This is a genomic window from Vibrio sp. MMG023 (assembly GCF_021654215.1).
GTDB classification, from domain to species: Bacteria; Pseudomonadota; Gammaproteobacteria; order Enterobacterales; family Vibrionaceae; genus Vibrio; species Vibrio jasicida.
Window position 1 is genome coordinate 264,419 of the sequence record NZ_JAKFZP010000007.1, and the last position, 21,734, is coordinate 286,152.

The window sequence follows — 21,734 nt, forward strand, 5'->3', positions numbered from 1 at the left end:
ATAGCTCAGAGAACTCATATCAAAGCCTCCCAATTGCGGAGGCTTTGTTGTTTCTAGTGCTGAATGTTTGGAACGGAATGCTTGGAACGAAATGTCTGGAGCGATTATTTAGCGTGTTGAGCAATCAGTGTTGCCAGCGTTTCCATCGCGGGGAGCCAGTTTTTCTCCGCTCCAAAGTTCGCTACGCTGAGACGAATGCAGTTTTGATACTGTCCCTGAGTGCCAAATACCGAGCCGGGCAGGATACTGATTTTGTGTTCGTTACAGGCTTGATAAAGCGCATAGCTGTCAGTTTTGGGTGGTAAGCGTAACCAAAGCAAGAATGAACCTTGTACTGCATTGATTTGATAGCGATTCTTTAGCTCAAAGTGTGCATCCAAGCATTGATTGAGCATCTGCAAATATCGTCTCACGTTGGCTTGGTAAACACGGCACATACGTGCAGTGTGAGTGCGGTATTTGCCCGAGGTTAGGAAAGTGCCCACCGCCGATTGCATCAAGTTCAAACTGCCCATGTTTTCACATAACAGGTATTGCTCGACTTGAGCGCGATAACGTCCCGCCAACATCCAACCAATACGAAGGCGTGAATCGAGCGTTTTCGACAAGGAGTTGACGTAAATCACTCGTTGCTTCTCGTCCAATTTGCGCAAGCTTGGCAATGGCTGGTCGTAACTCAACGCGCCAAACACGTCATCTTCAATGATTGGAATATCTCCAGAAACCTTAAGCAGTTGCTCACGCCTTTCAAGGGGCATCATTGAACCTGTTGGGTTGGTGAAGTTTGGCGTGACAATAATGACTTTGATCTCCCACGTCGCCATGGCCTTTTCTAGCGCGTCTGGATCCATACCATCACGAGGGCAACTAGGGATCTCGACCACTTGTAAACCGAGAGATTCGAGCATCAACAAGTTGCCGAAATAGCAGGGCGATTCTACCGCCACAATATCTCCAGTCTGTGTTGTTGCTCTAAGGGCAAGACTGATCGCTTGCTGTGCACCATGGGTGACCAAAAGATCATCCACGTTTGCCGGCGTTCCCAGATCTTGGGTGATCTTCGCCAGCTGTTTGACCAATAAATCATCACCCGGTGGCAGTTGGTAATGGCTGGAGATATGGCTTTGTTGGCGACTCTGGCGGCCAATTTCGGCATACAGGCTTTTGATGGCTGGCGCATCAATATTTGGGTGTGCTGAGCCGGTCGGAAGCAGCTCTTGATACTCGGGGTGAGTGAGGATTTGTTTGCACACCGAGAGCAAGTCCACGCGCGTAGGCTTAGCGATCTTGGCTTCATGTCGCTCGGTGGGCTTTACTCGATAACCAGATTTTGGCACCGAATAAACCATGCTTTGTGCTTCTAGTTCCTGATAAGCGCGGATCACCGTGTTCTTGCTTACCTTGAGTTCAGTGCTCAATTGACGGATGGAAGGCAACTTGTCGTTTGGCTGATAAACCCCATTGCTGATCGCTTGTTTGAGATGCTTCTCGACGATCAAATACTTATTGGCATCAAGTGTACTTGCTAAATCTGTACCCATAAAAACACTTCCATCTGTCACTTTTTGAAAACACTGTACCTAACTACATTAGCAACATTCGAGATTAAAAACATTCAAGATTTAAAAGTAAGTAGAGTGAGGGCGAATCATGTTAATCAGAGCCATTCCTTTTGTGTTCGTGATCCTTTGGGCTTCTGGGTTTGTTGGTGCGCGATTTGGTTTGCAATACGCCGAGCCTGCGACCTTGTTGTCGATTCGCATGGCGTTCAATGTCCTGTTGTTTTTGGTGATTGTGGCTTTTCTGCGTCGTCGCATTCCAACGGGAAAAGACTTTTGGCACAGCTGCGTTGTCGGGATATTGATTCACGGCTTTTACCTAGGTGGGACTTACTTCGCCATCAGTTTGGGGATGCCGGCGGGCTTAAGTTCGCTACTAGTCGGGATACAACCTATTTTAACGGCCGTATTGCTGGTGGCGTTCGCTTCTGAGCAGTTCAAACCATCACAGTGGATTGGTTTGTCCTTGGGGTTTGTCGGCATTGCTATGGTGCTCATGGGCAAGATGGAGTGGCAATCCGATTTGCACAAAACCTTAGCCATTGGTGTGTGCTTGTCGTCGTTGTTTGGTATTACGCTTGGCACTTTGTATCAAAAGAAATATTGCCAACAAGTGGATATGGTAGGCGGCGCGACCGTGCAGTATTTAGCGGCGTTGGCCATGTTCTTACCAATCGCGATGCAGTTTGAAACCATGCAGGTGCAATGGACGACGGAATTCATTCTTACCTTAATCTGGCTTGTGGTCGTGCTGTCTTGTGTGGCGATTCTGTTGCTGCTGTACATGGTGAAGAATGGCGCAGCATCGAGTGTTGCTTCTGTGTTCTACCTTGTGCCTCCGACCACGGCGCTTCAAGCTTGGTTTGCCTTCGGTGAGTCGTTTGATTGGATGGGCATTATTGGCTTTGTATTAGCGGCGACGGCGGTCTACTTAGTGGTGAAAAAGCCTGATCTACCAATGTTTAAATCAAAGGTTGCAAAGCAGAAACGTAAAATATACCTAAATTAGGTAGGGACATTTGCGTGCCAGAGAGTACAATCCGGCTCCTTAAATGTTTGTGGAGTCGGATGATGACCGTCAAGCCAGATCGAATGAGCGCGATGCGCAATATCATTGAACAAGTGAAAGCAGAATTGCCGATTTATGAATCGGAGACCTTTGTTTGTGGTCCTGAGGGTAAATGCATTGGTTGCCCTAAAAAACTGTTGGAAATGGTCGATTCTGAACTGAGCTATTGGGAATCTGCAATGGATCGTGGTATCACGCCTCAGTTTGATGAAATCCGTCGATTCGGCAAAATGTGCACCAGCGTACGCCGAGGTTTAATCCGCAATAACGTGCCGTTGCTCAACGCCTAATCAACACTTTTTCGACATCCCCCTCATTACCTTGTCTTCATTGATTAAACGAAGACAAGGGGCTCTCATGCGCAAATTCTTTTTCTCTGCTGTTTTGTTATTACTTGCTTTCAGCTCTGGCTTTGCGGGTTACAAATGGTTCACTGACAACCAATATGGCGAAGCGGATCTTGCTGCGGGTCAGCAGTATTTTGAATCTTACTGTGTCTCTTGTCATGGTGGCAAAGGGTATGGAGATGGATTGGTGGCCAAGGCGACGAACATCAAGCCCGATAATATTTTTGATGAACTGACCAACCCATTCGGAACAAAAGTGGAGTTGATAGGGACGGTATTGGAAGGAGAGAATGGTCAAAGCGGTGCAATGCCACCATTCAAATCTGTGCTGAGTGAAAAGCAAGTAAATGACATTTTTGAATACATCAAAAGTATTAACTGATCTAAATTCTTATTTTAGAAACAGTTACTTATTGTTTTTCTGTGTGCTTCAAGGCTTTGAATTCTGTCGAATTTTTACGTTACTTTAGCCGCTAGTTTCAAGGTAATTTGGCGGTCACTCTCAAGTTCTCGATTCCCTCGTTTTTTCTTATCATTTGCGCGTTTCTCTGCGTAATTTCAACGATATATTGGCTCGATTCTCACATGGATGTGGGAGCGAACCCCCTATCATCTGTCTGAGCGCTGAGAGTCAAAAGTGAAAACAAAAGGATTTACGTTGATGGAAATCACCATCGTCTTAGCAACCTTGGGTTCCATCGCTCTCGCTGCCTTGCCAATTCTGCTCGATATTCACCGTCAAGCTTACGTTTCTATGCTGCACAGTTCGCAGTCTTCTCTGGGGACGTCTCTTAAGTTCTTCCATGCCAAAGTGATGATTGATGATGCGCAGGAGCGCAGACAAATGACGTACATTGATCATCAAGTGAACATGCTCAGTGGGATGCCAGAAGCAAGTGCAAATAGCATACGAGCGTTGTTAGAGATTGGTCTGCCTGCCAAAGGCAACTCACCCATTGATAAGCCATGTAAAGGCAGCGACTTTTGCATTATGGGGAATCAATTCCCAAACAGTGCCTATTTTGTTGCGATTCCTGAGTATGAGTTCGCTGATCGTTCTGGCTTAGATCGTGTGGTGTATATTTGGCCGCAAGGGTACACCTTGGAACGTGAAGCGTGCTATTTCTATTACGTTAATCAAGCGTCGACGCGCTCGGTGGTTAGAGGGCATGTTACAGAAGGTTGCTAGACATCAAGCAAACTGACGCGAGCAAAAAAGTACAAAGCCCTAAGTGCAGAACTCAGGGCTTTGTTTATTCTTGGGTTGGAAAAACTTAGCAAAGCGCTAAATCTCTGCGACCAACTTTTTTAGCAAGCGAAGCATCTCTTTTTGCTCTGCTGGCTCTAGCGGACTCATCAGCTCTTTATTAACAGCCAGTGGGATTGGCACCAAGGTTTCTTTGAGGCTTCGTCCTTCTTCCGTTAGATAAATACGGAACGAGCGGCGGCTGTTTGGATCGGGATGGCGCTCTACCAAACCTAACTTCTCCAACTTGTCTAAGGTACGAGTCGTGGTTGAGTTTTCTACCTTAGATTTCGCTGCGATATCGCGCTGCGTCACGCCTTCTTCTTCCCACAAACACATCATGGTCGGCCAAAGTGCAACGGTAAGTCCGTGCTTTTTGAGCTCGGCTTCAAATCGTTTCGCTGCATCGTGTGCAACGACATTGATCATCCAGCCAAAGCTGTCTTGTCTGTCAAACTGTTCGCTCATTTTCTTACTCTTATGATAAAGCAACGATTGCCATGGTAACCAATGTTGCAGCAACTAGCACCCCTAAAGCACGGCTTTGTGGCGCGAGATAGACAATTTTCTGTTCCGTGATGAGTGCCTGCTTGTTCATTTGGGGTTGTTTACCTGTGATCATCGCTTTCAACAAGGGTTTACCTCTTAGTTTATAGAAAAGGATCGCACCAACATGTAAGACGATCAGTAAAGGCAAAAGATCGGCCAAGGTCAGGTGTAACCACTCAATCCCTACAAATACGTTGTCGTTAAGCCAAACATCGGAATACGGCCACGTATCGAATAAGCCGCCAAGCGCCATTCCTGAGATACATTGAAGCATCAATGTCGTCAGCAGCGCCGCCACCATCCAGCCGCCTGCAGGATTATGACCTACAGTCGCCGCCGATTTACCTTTTAAGTAAGTAATGACACGTTTAGGCGAGCGGAGAAACTGTCGAAACAAACTGGTTTCGCTGCCGATAACTCCCCAAGTCAATCGCCATAACAACAAAGTGAATAACGCTAATCCCAATTGAACATGAGGCCCATTGCCAGACAATCCAGATGCCATCAAAGCCATAAACAGTAGGGCTTGAGCCCAGTGATAAAGTCGCGTTGCTAAATCCCAAATTTTCATAATTACCTCGATCTTTTCTCGGTGTGATGATCTTCTTTACGGTAATTTACACAACAATAGTTGCGTACGCAATGATTGTTGTGTAAATTTATTTGCAACCACACAGCAATAACGAAAAACCAGGAGTATGAAATGAAAAAGACATTGGCACTGATTGCACTTTTACCGACCATCTTTGTATCAACAACAGTGCTTGCCCAAGACTTCAGCGCTCAAATTAAATCGCGTCAGAATGCATTTGAGCAAATAGAGTCCCTGTCGAAACAAGCCGGCAAGACATTGAAAGGCAGCAATACCGATTGGCACGCACTAGAGCAGATTGGTCTTGAACTCACTCGTCATAGCGTACAGCTGCAACAAGCGTTTCCAGAGGGAAGCCAAGCTGAGAGCAAAGCGAAGAAAGAAGTGTGGAGCAAACCAGATAACTTCAATCGCTTGATGCTACAAATGGATGAAGGGTTTGCACAGTTATATCAAGCTGCGCAGAACCAACAAATTTCATCGGCTGAGGCAGGACTTAAGCAGGCTCAGAGCACTTGCCGAAGCTGCCATCGTGCATACCGCAGTCGTTGGTAATCAAGCGATCCACAACATTGAATTTATATTGAAGCAAAAAAGAAAATCGTTAAGTGAAAGGTAACCTTATGAAAAAACTCATTCTATTAAGCACGCTTACTGTGGCTTCTTTCTCTAGCTTTGCTGCTGATTACGGCGTGGAACTGGCTTGGAACACCAATGATTCGGAACAGGTTCTCAAAACATTGCCAGAACAGAAAGTGGCCTTTAGCCAACTGATCCAACAAGGTGATGTGAAAGACATGTTTGTTTTACCAAGCAGTATCGATGGTAAACCAGTACAGATTTTGCGTTTCGTGTTGTCGGCTAATAACGAGGCGGAAGTTGCGACTAAATTGCAGGACTTACCTATGTACCAGCAAGACTTGGTGAAGATCGCGAGCATTCAACCACTAGGCGCCAAATGGTTAGATAACACGCCAGAAAGTGATAACTACAGTGTGACGTTGCGTTGGAAAGAGGGCATTGAAGCGTTAGAAATGGACCGTGTATTGGGTGTCGACTTGCAGCGAGTGATCAGCTTGAACAACTCTGGCTTAGTCACCTCGTCTTACATCAATACCCAAGTGTTGGACAATGGTGTTGAGCGTCCGATTTACTCCGTCGCCGTATTGGCGAAAGATGCCCAACAGGCGCAAAACCTGATGTACTCTTTTGAAGCGGTACAGCTTGGGTATGCGACTTTTGAAATTGAATACTTGGGTAAAAAGTTGGATATGAAAAGCTAACTAAGCCTTTATGTTTAAAGGTCTAGATACAGACGCAGCATGTCTTTGTGCTGGATACCGTTCTCCCAAATTGGTTCTGGGTAGTGGAGTAAGAAGTGATCTTTATCCACGCTCTCTACCCTGAAACCCAAACGTTGATAGTAAGTCAGTTGATAACCAAAGGTTCCTGTGCCCAGCACCAACTTTTCGTATGATTGCATCTTCAGTTCATCAATCACAGTACGCAATAATTGAGTGCCAATCCCTTGCTGTTGATGTGTTGGTTCTACAGATACATTCATGATTTCAGCTTGAATAGAAGATCCAGATAAAGGCAAAACGACACAAGCACCAATGATCTTTTTTCCTTCTAACGCGACAAATCCCAGTGATTCTTCTAGATAATGCTTGACGTTATCTTGGTCTGGATCGGCTTCTAGCAATAAAGCCATTGGAATTTGGTTGGGCGCTAAAGTTTGGAATGTAATCATCATCGGCTCAGTGAAATTGGTCAACTTATTGAGTATAGCGAACGGTTAGATGAAAAAGAATTTTCTGTCAGTCTATGTGCGTTTCAACACCATTTTTTGGCTCATTAGATATTTCCCATTGGGCAGCAGCACTTCACCTAATTCGCCACAATGCCCGAAGCCAAACTTCTCATACAGAGCAATCGCAGGGTGGTTGGTCTTGTAAACATTCAACGCAATAGTGTCATAGCCATATTGCCAACCGCTTTGAATGGCGGTGGTAAGTAGCTTCTTTCCTAACCCTTGGTTTCGATAGTGGCGGTCAATATGGATGCCAAGAATGCCCGTCTTAGCGAATTCTCCTCCTTCATAGCCACACATTTCGGCTGGAAAGATTTCGATGCTGCCAACTAGGCGTTTTCCATCGAAGGCCACAAATTGGGGAATGGATTCTATTTCTACACGAGTGATTACCTCACTCAGCATCGCTTTGTCCGGCGCTGGCGAGCGTAAGTATTCTCCTTCCTCATAAACGCGATTCCAGAGCGAAATAAAGTGGTCAATGTCGTTGACGGTAATCGGTCTAATCTGCATTCATCTTCCTTGATTGGTGCATAAAGTTTAGTGGCTTAGTGTATTTGTGCGTATGTCGGTTAGGTGCTTAGCAACTTGGACAAACAACGTATTTGATTTGGGATGGGTTTGTTTGGCGCTGGGAAGTCTTGAGGATTGAACCAAACGACGTTTAACCCTGCGTCCATTGCTGGGTAAATGTCTTTTTCTGGTAAGTCGCCAACCATGGTGAGTTGGCTCGGCTCAACGCCCAGTTGTTTTGCGACCGTAAGATAAAAATCAGGCTGATTCTTGGCAATCCCAAGGTTAGCAAAGCAAAAGTAGCCAGAAAGGTATTGGTCGAGTCCGACTCGTTGAAAGGCTTTTTGCACATCTTCCATCGCGGAATCTGAAGCGCTAGTCGCGATATAAACTTGGTGATGTTGGGTAAGTTGAGCCAGAGTCTCTTTGGCTTGAGGAACGGTTTCAACGTGTTCCCAATCGCACATTTTTCCTTGTGCGTGAGGAAAATCGACCATCAAGGTGTTTCCCCAATCGAAAAGATAAATCATGTTCGAATCTCCTTTATACCCAAGTAACCTTGAGATGCTTGGTTCAGCGAGAATGACTTGGTTTGTAGACGCGGCGGCGATTTAAAGGTTTGGTGGACCCAAATCAAGAATCGACAACAAAGTATACAAGCCAAGTCCCTTACTATTTGTAAAGAGGGCCCTTCGGGAGCGTGTCATTGACTCGCTTTTTTATTAAACCAATGGTTGCTTCAAACAACTTGGAAAGAGCTAGCTATTACACTGCGTTGTTTTCCTTGACCTCGAATCAATGACAACGCTCTGAATCCTGCATCTTGAAGTCACTTGGGTATATCCGTACATCATATCGTCTTTTCGAAAAGGGAAGGAAAGCGCGAAAGATAAATGCGATTCACGTTAGCTTTAACGCTGAAATTCGCTTAAATGCCGTGATCGTTACAAACACTTCATCATAAGACGGGAGTTGGGAACAAAGCCCAGTTTGTCGTAAAACTGCTGCGCATTGTGGTTAAACTCCATGACTTCCAAGCGGACTTGAGTTGCACCTGACTCGCGTGCCCACTGCTCAACGGCCGTCATTAAGGCTCGGCCAACGCCTTTTGACTTCTGATTTTCATCGACGACGATGGTGCCAATGCGGCAAATCGGGTCTTTGATTAAAAAGCTGATAGTTTCATTTTGGGTAATGGTCGCAGTGATAAAGCCAAGTGCTTGTTGACCTTCTTCGGCTATGAGCACCAATCGAGCATCATCGGCCAGCGCATCTGCGAGAAAGGTTCTGTCTTCTTCAGAAGGTGGTACAAAAGTGTGTGGCGCATGACGAAAGTGAAGTTCGCTAATTTGCGTGTTTAATACAAAGAGTGCGTCGAGATCGTTGGGTGTTGCTGATCTAATTTTCATTACTGTTCCTTAATTTCCGCCAGCTAGATCGATAAACGAACCTGTGACATAAGAAGCTTCATCACTGAGTAGCCACGCGATGGCATTGGCCACTTCATCTACCGTGCCTCCTCGCTTAAGAGGGATTTTTTCACGGAGCCTGTCGACTCGATTCGGCTCGCCGCCATCGGCATGGATATCGGTGTAAATACAGCCGGGGCGAACACCATTTACACGGATGTTATGCTCCGCCAACTCTAGCGATAACCCTTTGGTGAGCGAGTCCATTGCGCCTTTAGAGGCGGCGTAATCAACGTATTCAAATGGTGCACCAGAGCGGGATGCGGCAGAAGAAACATTAACAATCGCATTGCCAGATTCAAATCGTTTTGCTGCTTCTCGGCAACAAAGAAAACAGCTCGTCACATTAGTGTTCATCACAGCTTGGAATCGCTCAAGGCTCATGTCCGCAAGACGAGACTGGGTGAATAAGATGCCCACGTTGTTGACGAGGTGAGTGACCTTTCCGAGTGCTTGTTCGGTTTGTTCAAACAATGAGGGTACCTGTTGCTCATCGGAAACATCCGCTTTGATGGCGATGGCTTTACCGCCAACCTCCTCAATCTCACGAACAACTTGCGCGGCAGCCCCGGCTTGCGAGCGATAGTTAACGCATACAGCATAGCCTTGTTTGGCGAGTAATTTGGCGGTTGCGGCTCCGATGCCTCGGCTTGCGCCTGTGATGATGACTACTTTCTGCAAAACACATCCTTATTTTTTGTCGTGAATATTATTTTTGTAATGAATAGAGCTTATCTGCGTACCTTTTCTCACCTATTTCATAGGCTTCGGGGATGGTCTCGATGAGTTTGAAGCCACATTTTTCCAGCACTCGTTCAGAGCCAATATTGCCCTCTGTGACCGTGGCGGAAAACTGAGAAATCTTGTGCTGCTCAAACGCCCACTCAATCACACAGGTAAGAGATTCCGTACCAAACTGTTGGCCATAAAATTCTGGCAGCAATAAATACCCGACTTCAGCAATACCATCTTGCAATACAAAGCCAGTGATGCCGATTGGTCGTGCGCTTTGTTTTTCATAAATCACCAAACACAACCAATGCTCGCTTTGCGGTGTCCATACAGGTAACCGTGATTCGAACTTTTGGCGTATTTCGTCTTCGGTCGGCGGGTCAAAACAAAGCGCGATGATTTGTGGCTCGCTACTCAAGCGGCGATACAGAACCCAATCACTTTTCGTTAGCGGTTTAAGCTCAGTTCTTGGGGTGGAAATGGGTAGAGATAACACGTTTGAATCGCCTCCATGTGATCGAGTTTTCATATCTCACACAAACATATCAAAAGTGCTTTGATAAACAACATCTATTGTTATTGCGAATAGGTTCGGTCAAGAAAGATTTTTCGGAAATATGGAATATGCCAAGGAGTCTCTCAATAACGAAAAATAAGTCACCACCTAGGGTGTACGTATGACTCAGATCAATTACCAGATACTACTAAAGAGGTAAATATGCGACAAAGCATGTGAATTTGTGAGTATTTATTTCTAATTATGTCAATTAAAAAACGTTATATCGCCGCAATGGTGGCAGTGGGTATTGGTGTGGGCTGGCTAACTTTAGGTGGCACCGCAGCAGTGATGCATTACACATCGGACACTGAGTTCTGTCTCTCTTGTCACTCTATGGAAATCCCTTACAAAGAGTACCAAGGCTCAGTGCACTTCAGTAACGCCAAAGGTATTCGCGCAGAATGTTCGGACTGTCACATTCCGAAAGAGCCAATGGATTACTTGGTCACTAAGATCCGCGCTTCAAAAGACATCTACCATGAGTTTGTAACAGGTAAGATCGACACGCCAGAGAAGTACGAAGCACACCGAACTGAACTTGCAGAGATGGTTTGGGAGCAGTTCCGTGAAAACGATTCGGCAACCTGTCGTTCTTGTCACGACTTCGATGCAATGGAAGAGTTCGAGCAATCACGTGATGCGGCGAAGATGCACGCATACGGCAAAGCGAATGACCAAACGTGTATCGACTGTCACAAAGGCGTAGCGCACTTCGCTCCAGAAGCGGAGCTTGATAGCAAAGCGTTTGAAACACTGATGAGCTTCACAACCAAAACAGCAGCCGATGCGAAAGTGGTTTACCCAGTGACATCTATCAGCATGGGTGATTTTGGTACAGTGAACCCAACAACCAAACTGAACGTTGTGAAAGCGGAAGGTGACAACCGCACCGTTAAGATCAATGCATTCCAAATGAAAGGCGCTGAGCAAGTGCTTTACATGGGTGAAGGTCAACGCGCGATTGTTGCAACACTATCTGAACAAGGCCAACAAGCAGTTGAAGCTGGCGAGTTCAAAGCAGACGTATACGGCAACGAGTGGCGTCCTGTTTCTCTAACGGCAATGATCGATTCTCCAGTGGTTGATACGCTAGAGCCGGTTTGGTCATACGCAGAAGAGTTGGACAACGTTTACTGTGCAACTTGTCACGCGAAAATTCCTTCAAATCACTTTACTGTGAACGCATGGGGTCCTGTAGCGAAGAGTATGGGTGATCGCACTGATATTTCAGCAGAAAACCTAGAAATTTTGACTAAGTTCTTCCAGCACCACGCGAAAGATGTGGTTGGTCACTAATAGAGAAATAGAAGGATAAGATTATGACTAATTTAACTCGTCGCGGATTTCTAAAAGGCACAGGTCTTACTGCTGGTGCTCTGGCTTTCACTTCATTGACGCCAATGAGCGCGCTTGCGTCTGATAAGCGTGGTTCAGGTGTACTTACAGCGGGTCGTATGGGCCCAATGCTGTGTGAAGTAAAAGACGGTAAGCTGATTTCAACCACGAACGCATTGCCACAAACGGTACCAAACAGCCTTCAAAATACGGGCCCTGACCAAGTTCATACGAAAGCTCGTGTTAAGTACCCAATGGTACGTAAAGGCTACTTGGCAAACCCATCAGCGCCAGAAGGCGTGCGTGGTAGTGATGAATTCGTTCGCGTGTCTTGGGATGAAGTTTACAAACTGATTCACGAGCAACACATGCGCATTCGTAAAGAGCACGGTGCTGAATCGGTGTTTGCTGGTTCTTACGGTTGGCGTTCAAGTGGTGTGTTGCACAAAGCACAAACGCTTCTACAACGTTACATGAGCATGGCGGGCGGTTACTCAGGTCACCTTGGTGACTACTCTACGGGTGCTGCGCAGGTGATCATGCCGCACGTGGTAGGTTCTATTGAAGTTTACGAACAGCAAACGACTTACCCTGTGGTTCTTGAGAACAGTGACGTTGTGGTGCTTTGGGGTCTTAACCCAATCAACACACTGAAAATCGCTTGGAGCTCAACAGACTGTGCGGGCCTTGAGTTCTTCCATCAGCTTAAGAAGTCAGGTAAGACGGTTATCGCTATCGACCCAATGCGTTCAGAAACTATCGAGTTCTTCGGTGACAACGCACAGTGGATTGCTCCGCACCCTATGACGGACGTGGCGATGATGATGGGTATCGCGCATACGCTTGTGAAACAAGGTAAGCACGACAAAGAATTCCTAGCAAAATACACCACAGGTTACGACGTATTCGAAGCTTACCTAATGGGTAAAGAAGATGGCGTTGAGAAGTCTGCTGAGTGGGCATCTAAGATCTGTGGCGTGCCAGTTAAGCAACTTGAGCTGCTTGCAGATATCTTCAGCAAAAACCGCACAATGCTAATGGCGGGCTGGGGTATGCAGCGTCAGCAATACGGTGAGCAACGTCACTGGATGCTGGTAACGCTAGCTACCATGCTGGGCCAAGTTGGTCTACCGGGTGGTGGTTTTGGCTTCTCTTACCACTACTCAAACGGCGGTAACCCTTCACGTGATGCGGGTGTACTTCCTGCTATTTCTGCTTCTCTAGGCGGCGGTTCTTCTGCAGGTAACGACTGGGCCGTTTCTGGTTCTGTTAACGCGTTCCCAGTGGCACGTATTGTTGAAGCACTAGAAAATCCAGGCATGAGCTACCACCACAATGGTCATGACTTAACGTTCCCTGAGATCAAGATGATTTGGTGGGCAGGCGGTGCGAACTTTACTCACCACCAAGACACTAACCGTCTGATCAAAGCGTGGCAAAAACCAGAGCTTATCGTTATCTCTGAACCATACTGGACAGCGGCAGCGAAGCACGCGGATATTGTTCTACCTATCACCACATCGTTCGAGCGTAACGATATGACCATGACAGGTGACTACAGTAACCAACACCTAGTGCCAATGAAGCAAGTGGTTGAGCCTCAGGGCGAGGCGCGTAACGACTTTGATGTGTTTGCGGATATGTCAGAACTTCTAGCTCCGGGTGGTCGTGATGTTTACACCGAAGGCAAGACTGAAATGGAATGGTTGTACGGCTTCTACAAAGCGGCGCAACAAGGCGGTCGTGGCCAACGCATCGCAATGCCAAACTTCAGCAAGTTCTGGGAAGATAACCAGTTGATCGAGATGAAGTGGAACGAGAAAAACGCACAGTTCGTTCGTTACGCTGAATTCCGTGAAAACCCAATCATGAACCCACTAGGCACACCAAGTGGTAAGTTTGAGATCTTCTCTCGCACTATCGAAGGTTACCAGTTAGAGGATTGCCCTCCACACCCAACATGGTTAGAGCCAACAGAGTACACGGGTAACGCAACTGATGGTGAACTTCAGCTGATGACAGCACACGCAGCACACCGTCTGCACAGCCAGTTCAACTACGCGAAGATTCGTGAAGAGTACGCAATTGCGGACCGCGAACCGATCTCTATCCACCCTGAAGATGCAAAAGCGCGTGGCATTAAGACTGGCGATCTTGTTCGCGCTTTCAATGGCCGTGGTCAAGTTCTGGTTGGTGCATTGGTGACTGATGGCATCAAGCAAGGCTCTGTGTGTATCCACGAAGGTGGTTGGCCAGATCTAGACCCGAAAACAGGCATCTGTAAAAACGGTGGTTGTAACGTTCTAACGCTCGATATTCCAACCTCTCGCCTTGCGAACGGTTGTGCGGCTAACTCTGCATTGGTTCGTATCGAGAAGTACGAAGGTCCAGTGCTAGAACTAACCGCATTCACACCGCCTAAGAACGGTTAAGCATGGTCTAGAACCTAAGATACAAAACTAAAGAAGCCAGCAACTTGCTGGCTTCTCTTTTATCTATTTTTCAGATCTTTACTTGGTCGTTAAGGCAACGAAAGGCGCTTTTTTAGTAACTTGAAATGCAGGCAGCAAAGTAAACACGACGGAGACAAAAACCACTGAACCAATCAAATCCTCAATCCGGTGCATGCCGAGCCACAAGCGACTGTACGCCACGCCCATTGCCCAAACCCATAGGGTAGCAGCAGAGAAGTAGCACTTGTTCTGCAAAAATAACCCACCAAAGAAGGCTAAACAGATAGAAACGAAAATCGTATGACCAGATGGGAAGGAATAGTCTTTTTCACCTTGCCAGTGACGAGTGCGCCATTCACTGACTTTTTCGGAGATCTCACCAATCACACTCGCTTGCTGAGCGGTTTCTAGTTGATAAAACGCTTCTGGGTGTTCAATTAATTGCTCTGCAGCAAGCAATTCGGTGTAGGGACGTGGGCTTTCTGTCATAAGCTTCAAGCCTGTTTTGCTGGCAAAACCAATTACCAGTAACAATCCCAGCATGGAGAGTTTTTGCATCCAATCAGACGGGCTAGGTTTGTAGCGGTAAAGCGACAACACCAACAGCGTGAGAGTGATCAAAAAGCCTTTACTGCCCGCAGAATCGGTTAGCAGAGTAAAGATAATGCCAGTGCCGTCAGAAACGTGAGAAGTAAGATCGTGATACGAGGCAAACAGCGAAAGTGGGATGATGCCAAGAATGAACAAGGCGAGCATCATCAAACCGTATTTTTTAGTTTTCATGAAAAGTCATACAGCAGTCGAAAATAGGCGGCTATCTTACGACAATCGATGTGAAAAACTTATCAACGCTCTGTCAATTCGGTCTTGTTTATTTTACTTCTGATCTCCATTGGGGAGAGGCCAAAGTTGCGCATCGTGAAACGATTGAGTGAGGATTGAGATTGAAAGCCTAACCGCTCAGACAAAGTAACAAGAGGAATGGAAGTGTAGGACAAGACCTCGTAACACTTCTTTTGTTTGAATTGGTTTAGCAATTCATCAAAAGTTTGCCCTTCTTGTTTGAGTTTGCGGGCAAGCGTCCAGCGAGAGTAACCCATTAGATTGAGTAGCTTGTTCGATGCACGGACCAGAGAATCATGATGATACAGGCGCTCCAATGTCAGCATCACGAGTTCTGTGGTGCTTAAATCATTCAACAGCTCCAATTGAGAAAGAGAGTGTTGTAGTTGACGTTTGAGGTGCTGATCTAACAAGGGGTTGTTGGTGTTGAGTTGGCGCTGAGCAAAGGGAGCTTTCAATATGAGTAAGTTTTGTGGGCCGGTGTAGATAGAGATACCACTCGTTTGTTCAAAGTCTTTGATATTCGGAATAAATTTATTGGACTGAATTCGCATTGAATCAGGCGGAAGAGACAAGTTAGTGAGTGCCTTAGCAATAAAACACAAGTTAAGTATAGGGCCATAAATGTCGATAACCCCTTCATCTTGTACGTAATGGACAACAACATCACCTTGCGGTGTTATCCGATAATACAAGCGGTCACGTGAGCCCATAATCGGCTTGAACTGAACGTGACGGTGAATGGCTTCTGTCGCATTTGGTGCATTGAGGACGTAGGCAAATTCTGGATAAGTGCTCAATAGTTCAGAGATTGAAATATCATGAGCGGGAAGAGGAATTTCATATTTCGCGACAATATAACACAGCTCTTGAAAGTGCTTCTCTGAGACGTGCTGAACCTTATCCAAGCGATGATTTAATTTGGATAATTCATCACTTATCCCTTCAATATGTTTGTGTTGCGCGAGATAAGTGTAGAGCCGAGTGTAAACATGATGGTGGATATATTTCATACAGTTCAATGCAGCATGGCTTGGCGCGTAATTTGATCGCAAGCCATGCTGTGTTTATTGCGTTGCTACCTATTCATGACGTTAGTGTAGCAACGAAAGTTAGTAGCTAAGACCATATCCAAATGGGTATAGCGTGATTGACGGATCTTCTTCATAAGAAGGAACATCTTCTTTACCTTTGGCAACCACCTCATCGGTCGACTTTGGAAGGCCGAAAGGTAACTTACCCTCTGGTTTCAATTTACCGGTGATGACATCAAAAAAGACAGCGTCCGATGTACCGAAGTTCGCCAGAATGATTGGCAACTGATCGTTGATATTACCTAGGGCTGCTGGACGAATCATGAATACATCAAAAATTACTCGCTTACCTGAGTTGATAGCCTGATTAATAACACTATAGACATTGCCACTATTGTAAATACAAGCTCCTAGGTTGTCGGTCAAACCCTCATAACAAAGTTGTGCAGATTCTCCCGGTTCACGGTCAGGTTGCGTTTCGTAAGGACGTAATTGGAAGTCTTCCTGTGCTACAAAACCAAGCTCGCCAGACGGCATAGCGACCCCAAATGGGAACCATGCCGTGGCGAGAGTGGCGGGGGTTTGCGTACGAATAATGATGGTGTCAGCATCTGCCATGTTTTCTGCGACGTTTAAGCCATATTGTTGTGCGTTGTCGACAATGCTTGGTTGCTCTGTACCGCCATAGTTGGCGTAGACATACACTTTACCTAACTCCTCTACTGATAAAGGCAATGCGTTGTTGTCGTTTTTCAACAAGGTAACGGAGCGTCCTTGAGATTCAATACCCAGCTCTTGGAACTCTGTTTTACCGACCACATCATTGACCTTGGCGACATCAACAAATGGGTCTTCAAACAAACCTTGTTTGAACTTATTCGTCAGGATTCGATTTACCGATAAGTCGATGCGCTCTTGGGTCAGACGCCCGCTCTCAATATTCGCAAGCAATAAAGCAGGGTCATCGATACCCCCAAATTGGTCAATACCCGCATCGACAGAAGCAGCGAAACGCTCTGTTGAATCTTCGTCTTCTTTACCCCAAGGCATACCTAAGTAAGTGAACGGATTCTTCTCTGCATCTTCATGTGTGATGATCCCAGTTCGACATGTATCGACACAATCGTTAGCGACTAACCAATCTGATAGCAACACGCCATCGAAGTTTTCTTCGCCTCGAAGAATATCGGTCATGATGTATTTGCTGTAACCAAAGCCAACATTACCTTCACTTTCCGGCAGTTGTTCATAAGGAATTCCGTAATAAGGCATCACGCCCGCAACGCCAGCTTCAAAAGCGCCTTTAAATGGAATGCGGTGGTAGTCAAAGTTGTTGCCCGGATAAACCTGATAGCGGCCAGCGAAGTAGTGTGCATCCGCGCCATTTTCTTGCGGACCACCACCTGCAAAATGTTTTACGACCGCCCAGACTCCATCTTTCGTCAGCTCGGTATTGTTGTGTTGTAAACCTTGGACATAGGCTTTAGTCATTTCTCGTGACAACTCGGCGTTTTCACCAAATGTACTGTTCACTCGCCCCCATCTTGGTTCAGTAGCGAGGTCAGCGGTTGGGTGGAGTGCTTGGTTGATGCCGACGGCTAGGTATTCTTGACGAATGACATCGGCGAAGGTTTTCGTGAACTCAGCATCGCCGATCGCGGCTAGGCCGAGTGCTTCCGACCATTGTGAAAAATCGCCAGAAGAGACTGAAGTTCCTAATGCGGCATTAAAGTGGTTGCGTGGGTCGGTTGAAATAGAAACAGGAATCCCTAAGCGAGTGTGCTCCGCCAATTCTTGAGCATGATTATTATCTTCTGCCATCAGAGTGGCATCGCCTTCTTGGCGAGTTATAAAGGTATTGAGGAAACGTTCTTGAATTAATGTGGTGTTGGTTATGCCATCGCCTTTAAAAACGAGTCTTGAGCTATCGCTGCTGAGTACGAATGTTCCGTGCATCATCAAGCCTGCCTTTTCGGCGTTGCTCATTTGTTGAGTAAGATTCTCTGCGCGTTGTTTTGGGCTCAGTCGCCAATCCTCATAAGCGTCTAATTCGCCATTCTTATTATGATCCTTAAAGGTTAGCCCGTCGACCTTGAGAAGATTGAGCGTTTTGGTTTCCAATATTGGTATGGTGATTTGTTCTGAATCTGATCCACAACCGCTAATGAGTAGGGTAGGCAGCGCAAAGACTAAGAGGTTTTTTCCAGAGGTTTTCATCGTTATTGCCTTTTGTTATCTTGTTTGGCGCAGTATGACTCTGGAGGTGAAGGAAAGTATTTCCTTTAGGGAGCAAGGTTTTGGCGTTCAGGTGCAGAATAGGGAAAGTGTGAGATTCTGTCAGAATGATTAGTGTGATGAATATCTCGGTGCAAGAGAAGAGTCTACTTCTTCTTTGGTTTTCAATCGGTCTTTTAGAGTAGCGAAATACAGAGATCAAAGTGCTCATCCATAAGCGCTTTGTTCTGGAGTGATCAGGGTTAGCGCATCAACCCTAATAAATATTCCGATGCTGCTTTGGGATCTTCCGCGTGGCAAATTGCTGAAACCAAAGCCAAGCCATGAACACCAGTGGCGCTAAGCTGCGGAATGTTACTTTCGTTAATGCCGCCAATGGCAACAATCGGTAGAGAGGTCGTCTCTAACGCCATCTTCAAACCATCAACACCCCAATGTTTTTTTGTGTTGGTTTTGGTCGGCGTCGCGAAGATAGCGCTCAAACCGATGTAATCAATCGGAAGAGAGTCCGCTTCTGCAAGCTGCTCTTCATTTTCGATGGATAAGCCGAGGATTTTGTTTGGTCCAATCAACTCACGAGCGATAGTTGCGGGCATGTCTGATTGCCCGAGGTGAACCCCATCAGCATCGACAGCCAGTGCGACATCTACGCGGTCATTGATGATTAAAGGCACATCGGTATCTTTAAGGATGTCTTTCACGGTTTGAGCACGTTCGATAAACGCACGCACATCGCCGTGTTTTTCGCGGACTTGTACCATGGTCACGCCACCTTCCACGGCTTTTCTCACAACACGCTTTAGTGTGGCTAAATCTTGTTGGTCATCGGTGACCAAATATAAACGATAGGCGTTCATTTTGTTTCCTTTGGGCCTCTCAAGGCCGGTACTTGTTAGAGAAAGCTTAACTCACTTGGAGTTTTAGGCGTTTGGCCAGCGTTTCTTCATCCAACTGGTAAAGCTCATCCAACAGGTTCATTTGCAGGCTACCTGGCCCGCGAGCTTGTTCCGCTGCAATCTCGCCAACAACGCCCAGTACCGCCGCTGCAGCAAGTCCGGTGTTATCACCAACAGCAGCAAAAGCACCTGTAAGAGCCGTTAGCGTACAACCCATTCCGGTTACGTATGGCATCATCTCGTGACCATTGTTCAGTTGCACGGTTTGTTCCTTCGTGACGATGTAATCAGTCTCGCCAGAAATCACCACGCTCGCGCCATACTCTGAGACTAAGAAGTTTGCTGCGCCAAGAGCTGCGTCGCTGCTGTCTAACGCATCGACGCCTTTGCTTTGTGCTTGCTCGCCAGCGAGAGCAATGATTTCTGAAGCGTTACCTCGGATGATGAGTTTATCTGCAAGGCGTGCGATCTCACGTGATGTCTCGGTACGCAGTGAGCTTGCTCCGCAACCGACAGGGTCGAGTACCACGATTTTATCATTGGCATTGGCTTGCTCTACGGCATAGCTCATACGCGGTGTCCAAACGCTGTCTAAGGTACCGATGTTGATAACCAGTGCGCCAGCGAACGACATCATCTCTGCCATTTCCTGCTTGGAGTGCGCCATGATTGGAGAAGCACCAATAGCCAATAGGGCGTTTGCCGTGTTGTTCATCACCACGTAGTTAGTGATGTTGACGACTAATGGCTTTTGCTGGCGTACTGCGGTTAATGCTTGGGTGATTTGTTCAATTAACATGAGACTCCTCCGATTAATCTTGCTGAGCGTTTAGACCTTGTTGCCAGAATGCCACTTCCATACGTGTTGCGGTTTTGAATACCTGAATCAGGTTTTGACCGCGTTGGCTGTTGATATCGATTTCCGCCAATAACTGGTTAAAGTGTTCTGCCCCTTTTGCGACACCAGATTGGAACTCTTCACCACCGTAGAGGTTGATCCAACTTGCGTATGGATTGCCTTCGAGTACTGTCTTTTCATCTTCAATCAGCATCTTACCGATAACGGCATAACCGATAGAGCAAGGAGCAAGTGCTGCGTAAAGATCAACAAGATCACCCGTCATGCCAGCATCCAATACGTAGCGGGTGTAAGCCACAGTGCCGAAATCTTCTGGCTCGTTTTCTAGGTCGGATTCTGTCAGTCCCCATTGCTCACAGTAAGTCACGTGGTGGGCGATTTCAGAATCTAGCAATGCATGTACGCTTGGTAGGGCACGGCGCATGTCATCCAAAGTACGTGCTTTGTAGATCGCTAATGCGTAAGCTCGTGCGTACTGTTTTAGGAAAAGAAAATCCTGCTTTAGGTAATGCAGAAAACAAGGCTGAGCCAGAGTGCCTTGCGCCAATTGCTGCACGAAAGCATGCTCAGTGTATTCTTGCCAATCTTGGCGGCAAGCGTCGATCAAATCTTGGTATTTCATTATGGGTATCTCGTTATCAAAAGACCCTAGGCTGAGATCCTAAGGTCAGTAGAATTAGTCAAAGTTCGGTACGTAATCTTTCGCTTTTGGCAGTGTTTCGATGATTTGTTGTGAATACATAAACTCGGCGTAATCATCGTAGCGTTTCAGATCTACTGCAGATGGACGAAGAGCGAAACGAGTTAGCGTGTCGTTCCAAGCGCGTTGGTTAAGCTCGTTGTTGAGGGTGTCTGGTGAATAAGCCACGAACTCTTTCCACGACTCTTTTGGATGGTTAACGATGTAAGTGGTTGCTTGCTCTAGTGCTTTATTGAATGCCTTGATGGCTTCTTTGTCGTAGGTTTTTGCATTGGCTACGAAGACCAACTCGTCATACGCTGGTACTCCGTGCTCTTCAGGGAAAAAGGCCTTAGCTTTATAACCTTCTAGTGCCAGTTGGTTGGTTTCGAAGTTACGTAGACCGCCCCAAATCGCATCCACCTTGCCAGACGCAAGAGACGAAGATAGCGCCCAACCTACGTTGATGATTTGTACGTCTGAAAACTTCACGTTCTCTTGAGCTAACATAGTACCGATTGTTGCTTCTTCGTTGCCTGCGATCGCAATACCGATCTTCTTGCCTTTCAAGTCGCCAAGGTTTTCATTTTTACCGTTGTCCAACACCATCAACGTGTTGAGTGGCGTAGCAATCAAAGTCGCAGAGCGGATTAGTGGCAAACCAGCCGCGACATCGATAGTTAGGCTTGGTTGGTAAGAAATCGCCATGTCGACTTTACCCGCCGCGACCAACTTAGGTGGTGTGCTTGGATCTGCGGGCTCCTGAATGTTGACCTTCAAACCTTGCTCTTTGAAGTAACCACGCTCTTTGGCAATCACGATAGGACCATGGTTTGGATTGACGAACCAATCCAACATCAGTGTCATTTCTTTTTCAGCGGCAAGCACGTTGGTTGATACCACTGAAGCGAGTAGAGTAGCAGCGCTCATAAGTTTGTTTTTATTCACGGGT

Annotated in this window: 24 protein-coding genes; 8 read left to right on the top strand and 16 right to left on the bottom strand. The window is 46.5% G+C overall.

Features of this window, described 5'->3' with window-relative positions:
- Positions 1-104 precede the first annotated feature (104 nt).
- Positions 105-1,541 (bottom strand): PLP-dependent aminotransferase family protein, encoded by a 1,437-nt coding sequence (locus L1076_RS22235; RefSeq protein WP_045455902.1) that lies wholly within the window; start codon positions 1,539-1,541, stop codon positions 105-107.
- A gap of 109 nt (positions 1,542-1,650) precedes the next feature.
- On the opposite strand from L1076_RS22235, the gene L1076_RS22240 reads away from it, so the two are divergent.
- The 4 genes from L1076_RS22240 to L1076_RS22255 all read left to right on the top strand — a co-directional run bounded on the left by L1076_RS22240 (position 1,651) and on the right by L1076_RS22255 (position 4,164).
- Positions 1,651-2,568 carry a DMT family transporter gene (locus L1076_RS22240; RefSeq protein ID WP_237304487.1) on the top strand — a complete coding sequence of 306 codons (918 nt, stop codon included), beginning with the start codon at positions 1,651-1,653 and terminating at the stop codon, positions 2,566-2,568.
- 62 nt (positions 2,569-2,630) lie between these two features.
- Entirely contained in the window at positions 2,631-2,918 is a 288-nt protein-coding gene (locus tag L1076_RS22245; RefSeq protein WP_009706824.1) for a hypothetical protein, read from the top strand.
- 67 nt (positions 2,919-2,985) lie between these two features.
- Complete coding sequence (locus L1076_RS22250) at positions 2,986-3,357, top strand: cytochrome c (RefSeq protein ID WP_237304488.1); 372 nt, start codon at positions 2,986-2,988, stop codon at positions 3,355-3,357.
- A 279-nt stretch (positions 3,358-3,636) separates the two neighbouring features.
- Positions 3,637-4,164, top strand: a complete 528-nt coding sequence (locus L1076_RS22255; protein WP_239032796.1) for a hypothetical protein — start codon at positions 3,637-3,639, stop codon at positions 4,162-4,164.
- Between the two features lie 96 nt (positions 4,165-4,260).
- Here the strand turns inward: L1076_RS22255 and L1076_RS22260 are convergent, their stop codons facing one another.
- Positions 4,261-4,689 carry a MarR family transcriptional regulator gene (locus L1076_RS22260; RefSeq protein WP_005435347.1) on the bottom strand — a complete coding sequence of 143 codons (429 nt, stop codon included), beginning with the start codon at positions 4,687-4,689 and terminating at the stop codon, positions 4,261-4,263.
- A 10-nt stretch (positions 4,690-4,699) separates the two neighbouring features.
- A complete protein-coding gene (locus L1076_RS22265) occupies positions 4,700-5,341 on the bottom strand; it encodes a cytochrome b/b6 domain-containing protein (protein ID WP_237304490.1) in 642 nt (213 codons plus the stop codon).
- 132 nt (positions 5,342-5,473) lie between these two features.
- On the opposite strand from L1076_RS22265, the gene L1076_RS22270 reads away from it, so the two are divergent.
- A complete protein-coding gene (locus L1076_RS22270) occupies positions 5,474-5,917 on the top strand; it encodes a cytochrome c (RefSeq protein WP_104038503.1) in 444 nt (147 codons plus the stop codon).
- Positions 5,918-5,985: 68 nt separating this feature from the next.
- The gene (locus L1076_RS22275) at positions 5,986-6,645 is read left to right on the top strand and encodes a hypothetical protein (RefSeq protein WP_237304491.1); all 660 of its coding nucleotides are present in this window, start codon (positions 5,986-5,988) and stop codon (positions 6,643-6,645) included.
- 14 nt (positions 6,646-6,659) lie between these two features.
- Here the strand turns inward: L1076_RS22275 and L1076_RS22280 are convergent, their stop codons facing one another.
- The 6 genes from L1076_RS22280 to L1076_RS22305 all read right to left on the bottom strand — a co-directional run bounded on the left by L1076_RS22280 (position 6,660) and on the right by L1076_RS22305 (position 10,418).
- The gene (locus L1076_RS22280; protein ID WP_038868185.1) at positions 6,660-7,115 is read right to left on the bottom strand and encodes a GNAT family N-acetyltransferase; all 456 of its coding nucleotides are present in this window, start codon (positions 7,113-7,115) and stop codon (positions 6,660-6,662) included.
- Positions 7,116-7,187: 72 nt separating this feature from the next.
- Entirely contained in the window at positions 7,188-7,688 is a 501-nt protein-coding gene (locus tag L1076_RS22285; RefSeq protein WP_237304492.1) for a GNAT family N-acetyltransferase, read from the bottom strand.
- A 59-nt stretch (positions 7,689-7,747) separates the two neighbouring features.
- Complete coding sequence (locus L1076_RS22290; RefSeq protein WP_237304493.1) at positions 7,748-8,218, bottom strand: HAD family hydrolase; 471 nt, start codon at positions 8,216-8,218, stop codon at positions 7,748-7,750.
- 414 nt (positions 8,219-8,632) lie between these two features.
- Positions 8,633-9,097, bottom strand: coding sequence for a GNAT family N-acetyltransferase (locus L1076_RS22295; protein ID WP_237304494.1), 465 nt, complete (start codon positions 9,095-9,097; stop codon positions 8,633-8,635).
- A 9-nt stretch (positions 9,098-9,106) separates the two neighbouring features.
- On the bottom strand, positions 9,107-9,838 hold the full coding sequence (locus tag L1076_RS22300) for an SDR family oxidoreductase (protein ID WP_237304495.1): 732 nt from the start codon (positions 9,836-9,838) through the stop codon (positions 9,107-9,109).
- Positions 9,839-9,866: 28 nt separating this feature from the next.
- Positions 9,867-10,418: a GNAT family N-acetyltransferase gene (locus L1076_RS22305; protein ID WP_054756647.1), complete on the bottom strand. Its 552-nt coding sequence runs from the start codon at positions 10,416-10,418 to the stop codon at positions 9,867-9,869.
- 231 nt (positions 10,419-10,649) lie between these two features.
- On the opposite strand from L1076_RS22305, the gene L1076_RS22310 reads away from it, so the two are divergent.
- Positions 10,650-11,744, top strand: a complete 1,095-nt coding sequence (locus L1076_RS22310; protein WP_042601151.1) for a NapC/NirT family cytochrome c — start codon at positions 10,650-10,652, stop codon at positions 11,742-11,744.
- Positions 11,745-11,767: 23 nt separating this feature from the next.
- Positions 11,768-14,215: a molybdopterin guanine dinucleotide-containing S/N-oxide reductase gene (locus tag L1076_RS22315; RefSeq protein ID WP_237304496.1), complete on the top strand. Its 2,448-nt coding sequence runs from the start codon at positions 11,768-11,770 to the stop codon at positions 14,213-14,215.
- 78 nt (positions 14,216-14,293) lie between these two features.
- On the opposite strand, the gene L1076_RS22320 is transcribed toward L1076_RS22315, so the two are convergent.
- The 7 genes from L1076_RS22320 to L1076_RS22350 all read right to left on the bottom strand — a co-directional run bounded on the left by L1076_RS22320 (position 14,294) and on the right by L1076_RS22350 (position 21,730).
- Entirely contained in the window at positions 14,294-15,019 is a 726-nt protein-coding gene (locus L1076_RS22320; protein ID WP_237304497.1) for a phosphatase PAP2 family protein, read from the bottom strand.
- Positions 15,020-15,081: 62 nt separating this feature from the next.
- A complete protein-coding gene (locus tag L1076_RS22325; protein ID WP_237304498.1) occupies positions 15,082-16,092 on the bottom strand; it encodes a helix-turn-helix domain-containing protein in 1,011 nt (336 codons plus the stop codon).
- Positions 16,093-16,191: 99 nt separating this feature from the next.
- Entirely contained in the window at positions 16,192-18,330 is a 2,139-nt protein-coding gene (locus tag L1076_RS22330; RefSeq protein WP_237304499.1) for a glycoside hydrolase family 3 N-terminal domain-containing protein, read from the bottom strand.
- 260 nt (positions 18,331-18,590) lie between these two features.
- Positions 18,591-19,205, bottom strand: coding sequence for a thiamine phosphate synthase (gene thiE, locus L1076_RS22335; protein WP_237304500.1), 615 nt, complete (start codon positions 19,203-19,205; stop codon positions 18,591-18,593).
- Positions 19,206-19,251: 46 nt separating this feature from the next.
- Complete coding sequence (thiM, locus tag L1076_RS22340; protein ID WP_054756657.1) at positions 19,252-20,043, bottom strand: hydroxyethylthiazole kinase; 792 nt, start codon at positions 20,041-20,043, stop codon at positions 19,252-19,254.
- Between the two features lie 13 nt (positions 20,044-20,056).
- Complete coding sequence (gene tenA, locus L1076_RS22345) at positions 20,057-20,725, bottom strand: thiaminase II (RefSeq protein ID WP_045383249.1); 669 nt, start codon at positions 20,723-20,725, stop codon at positions 20,057-20,059.
- A gap of 54 nt (positions 20,726-20,779) precedes the next feature.
- Positions 20,780-21,730 carry an ABC transporter substrate-binding protein gene (locus L1076_RS22350; RefSeq protein ID WP_237304501.1) on the bottom strand — a complete coding sequence of 317 codons (951 nt, stop codon included), beginning with the start codon at positions 21,728-21,730 and terminating at the stop codon, positions 20,780-20,782.
- Positions 21,731-21,734 lie beyond the last annotated feature (4 nt).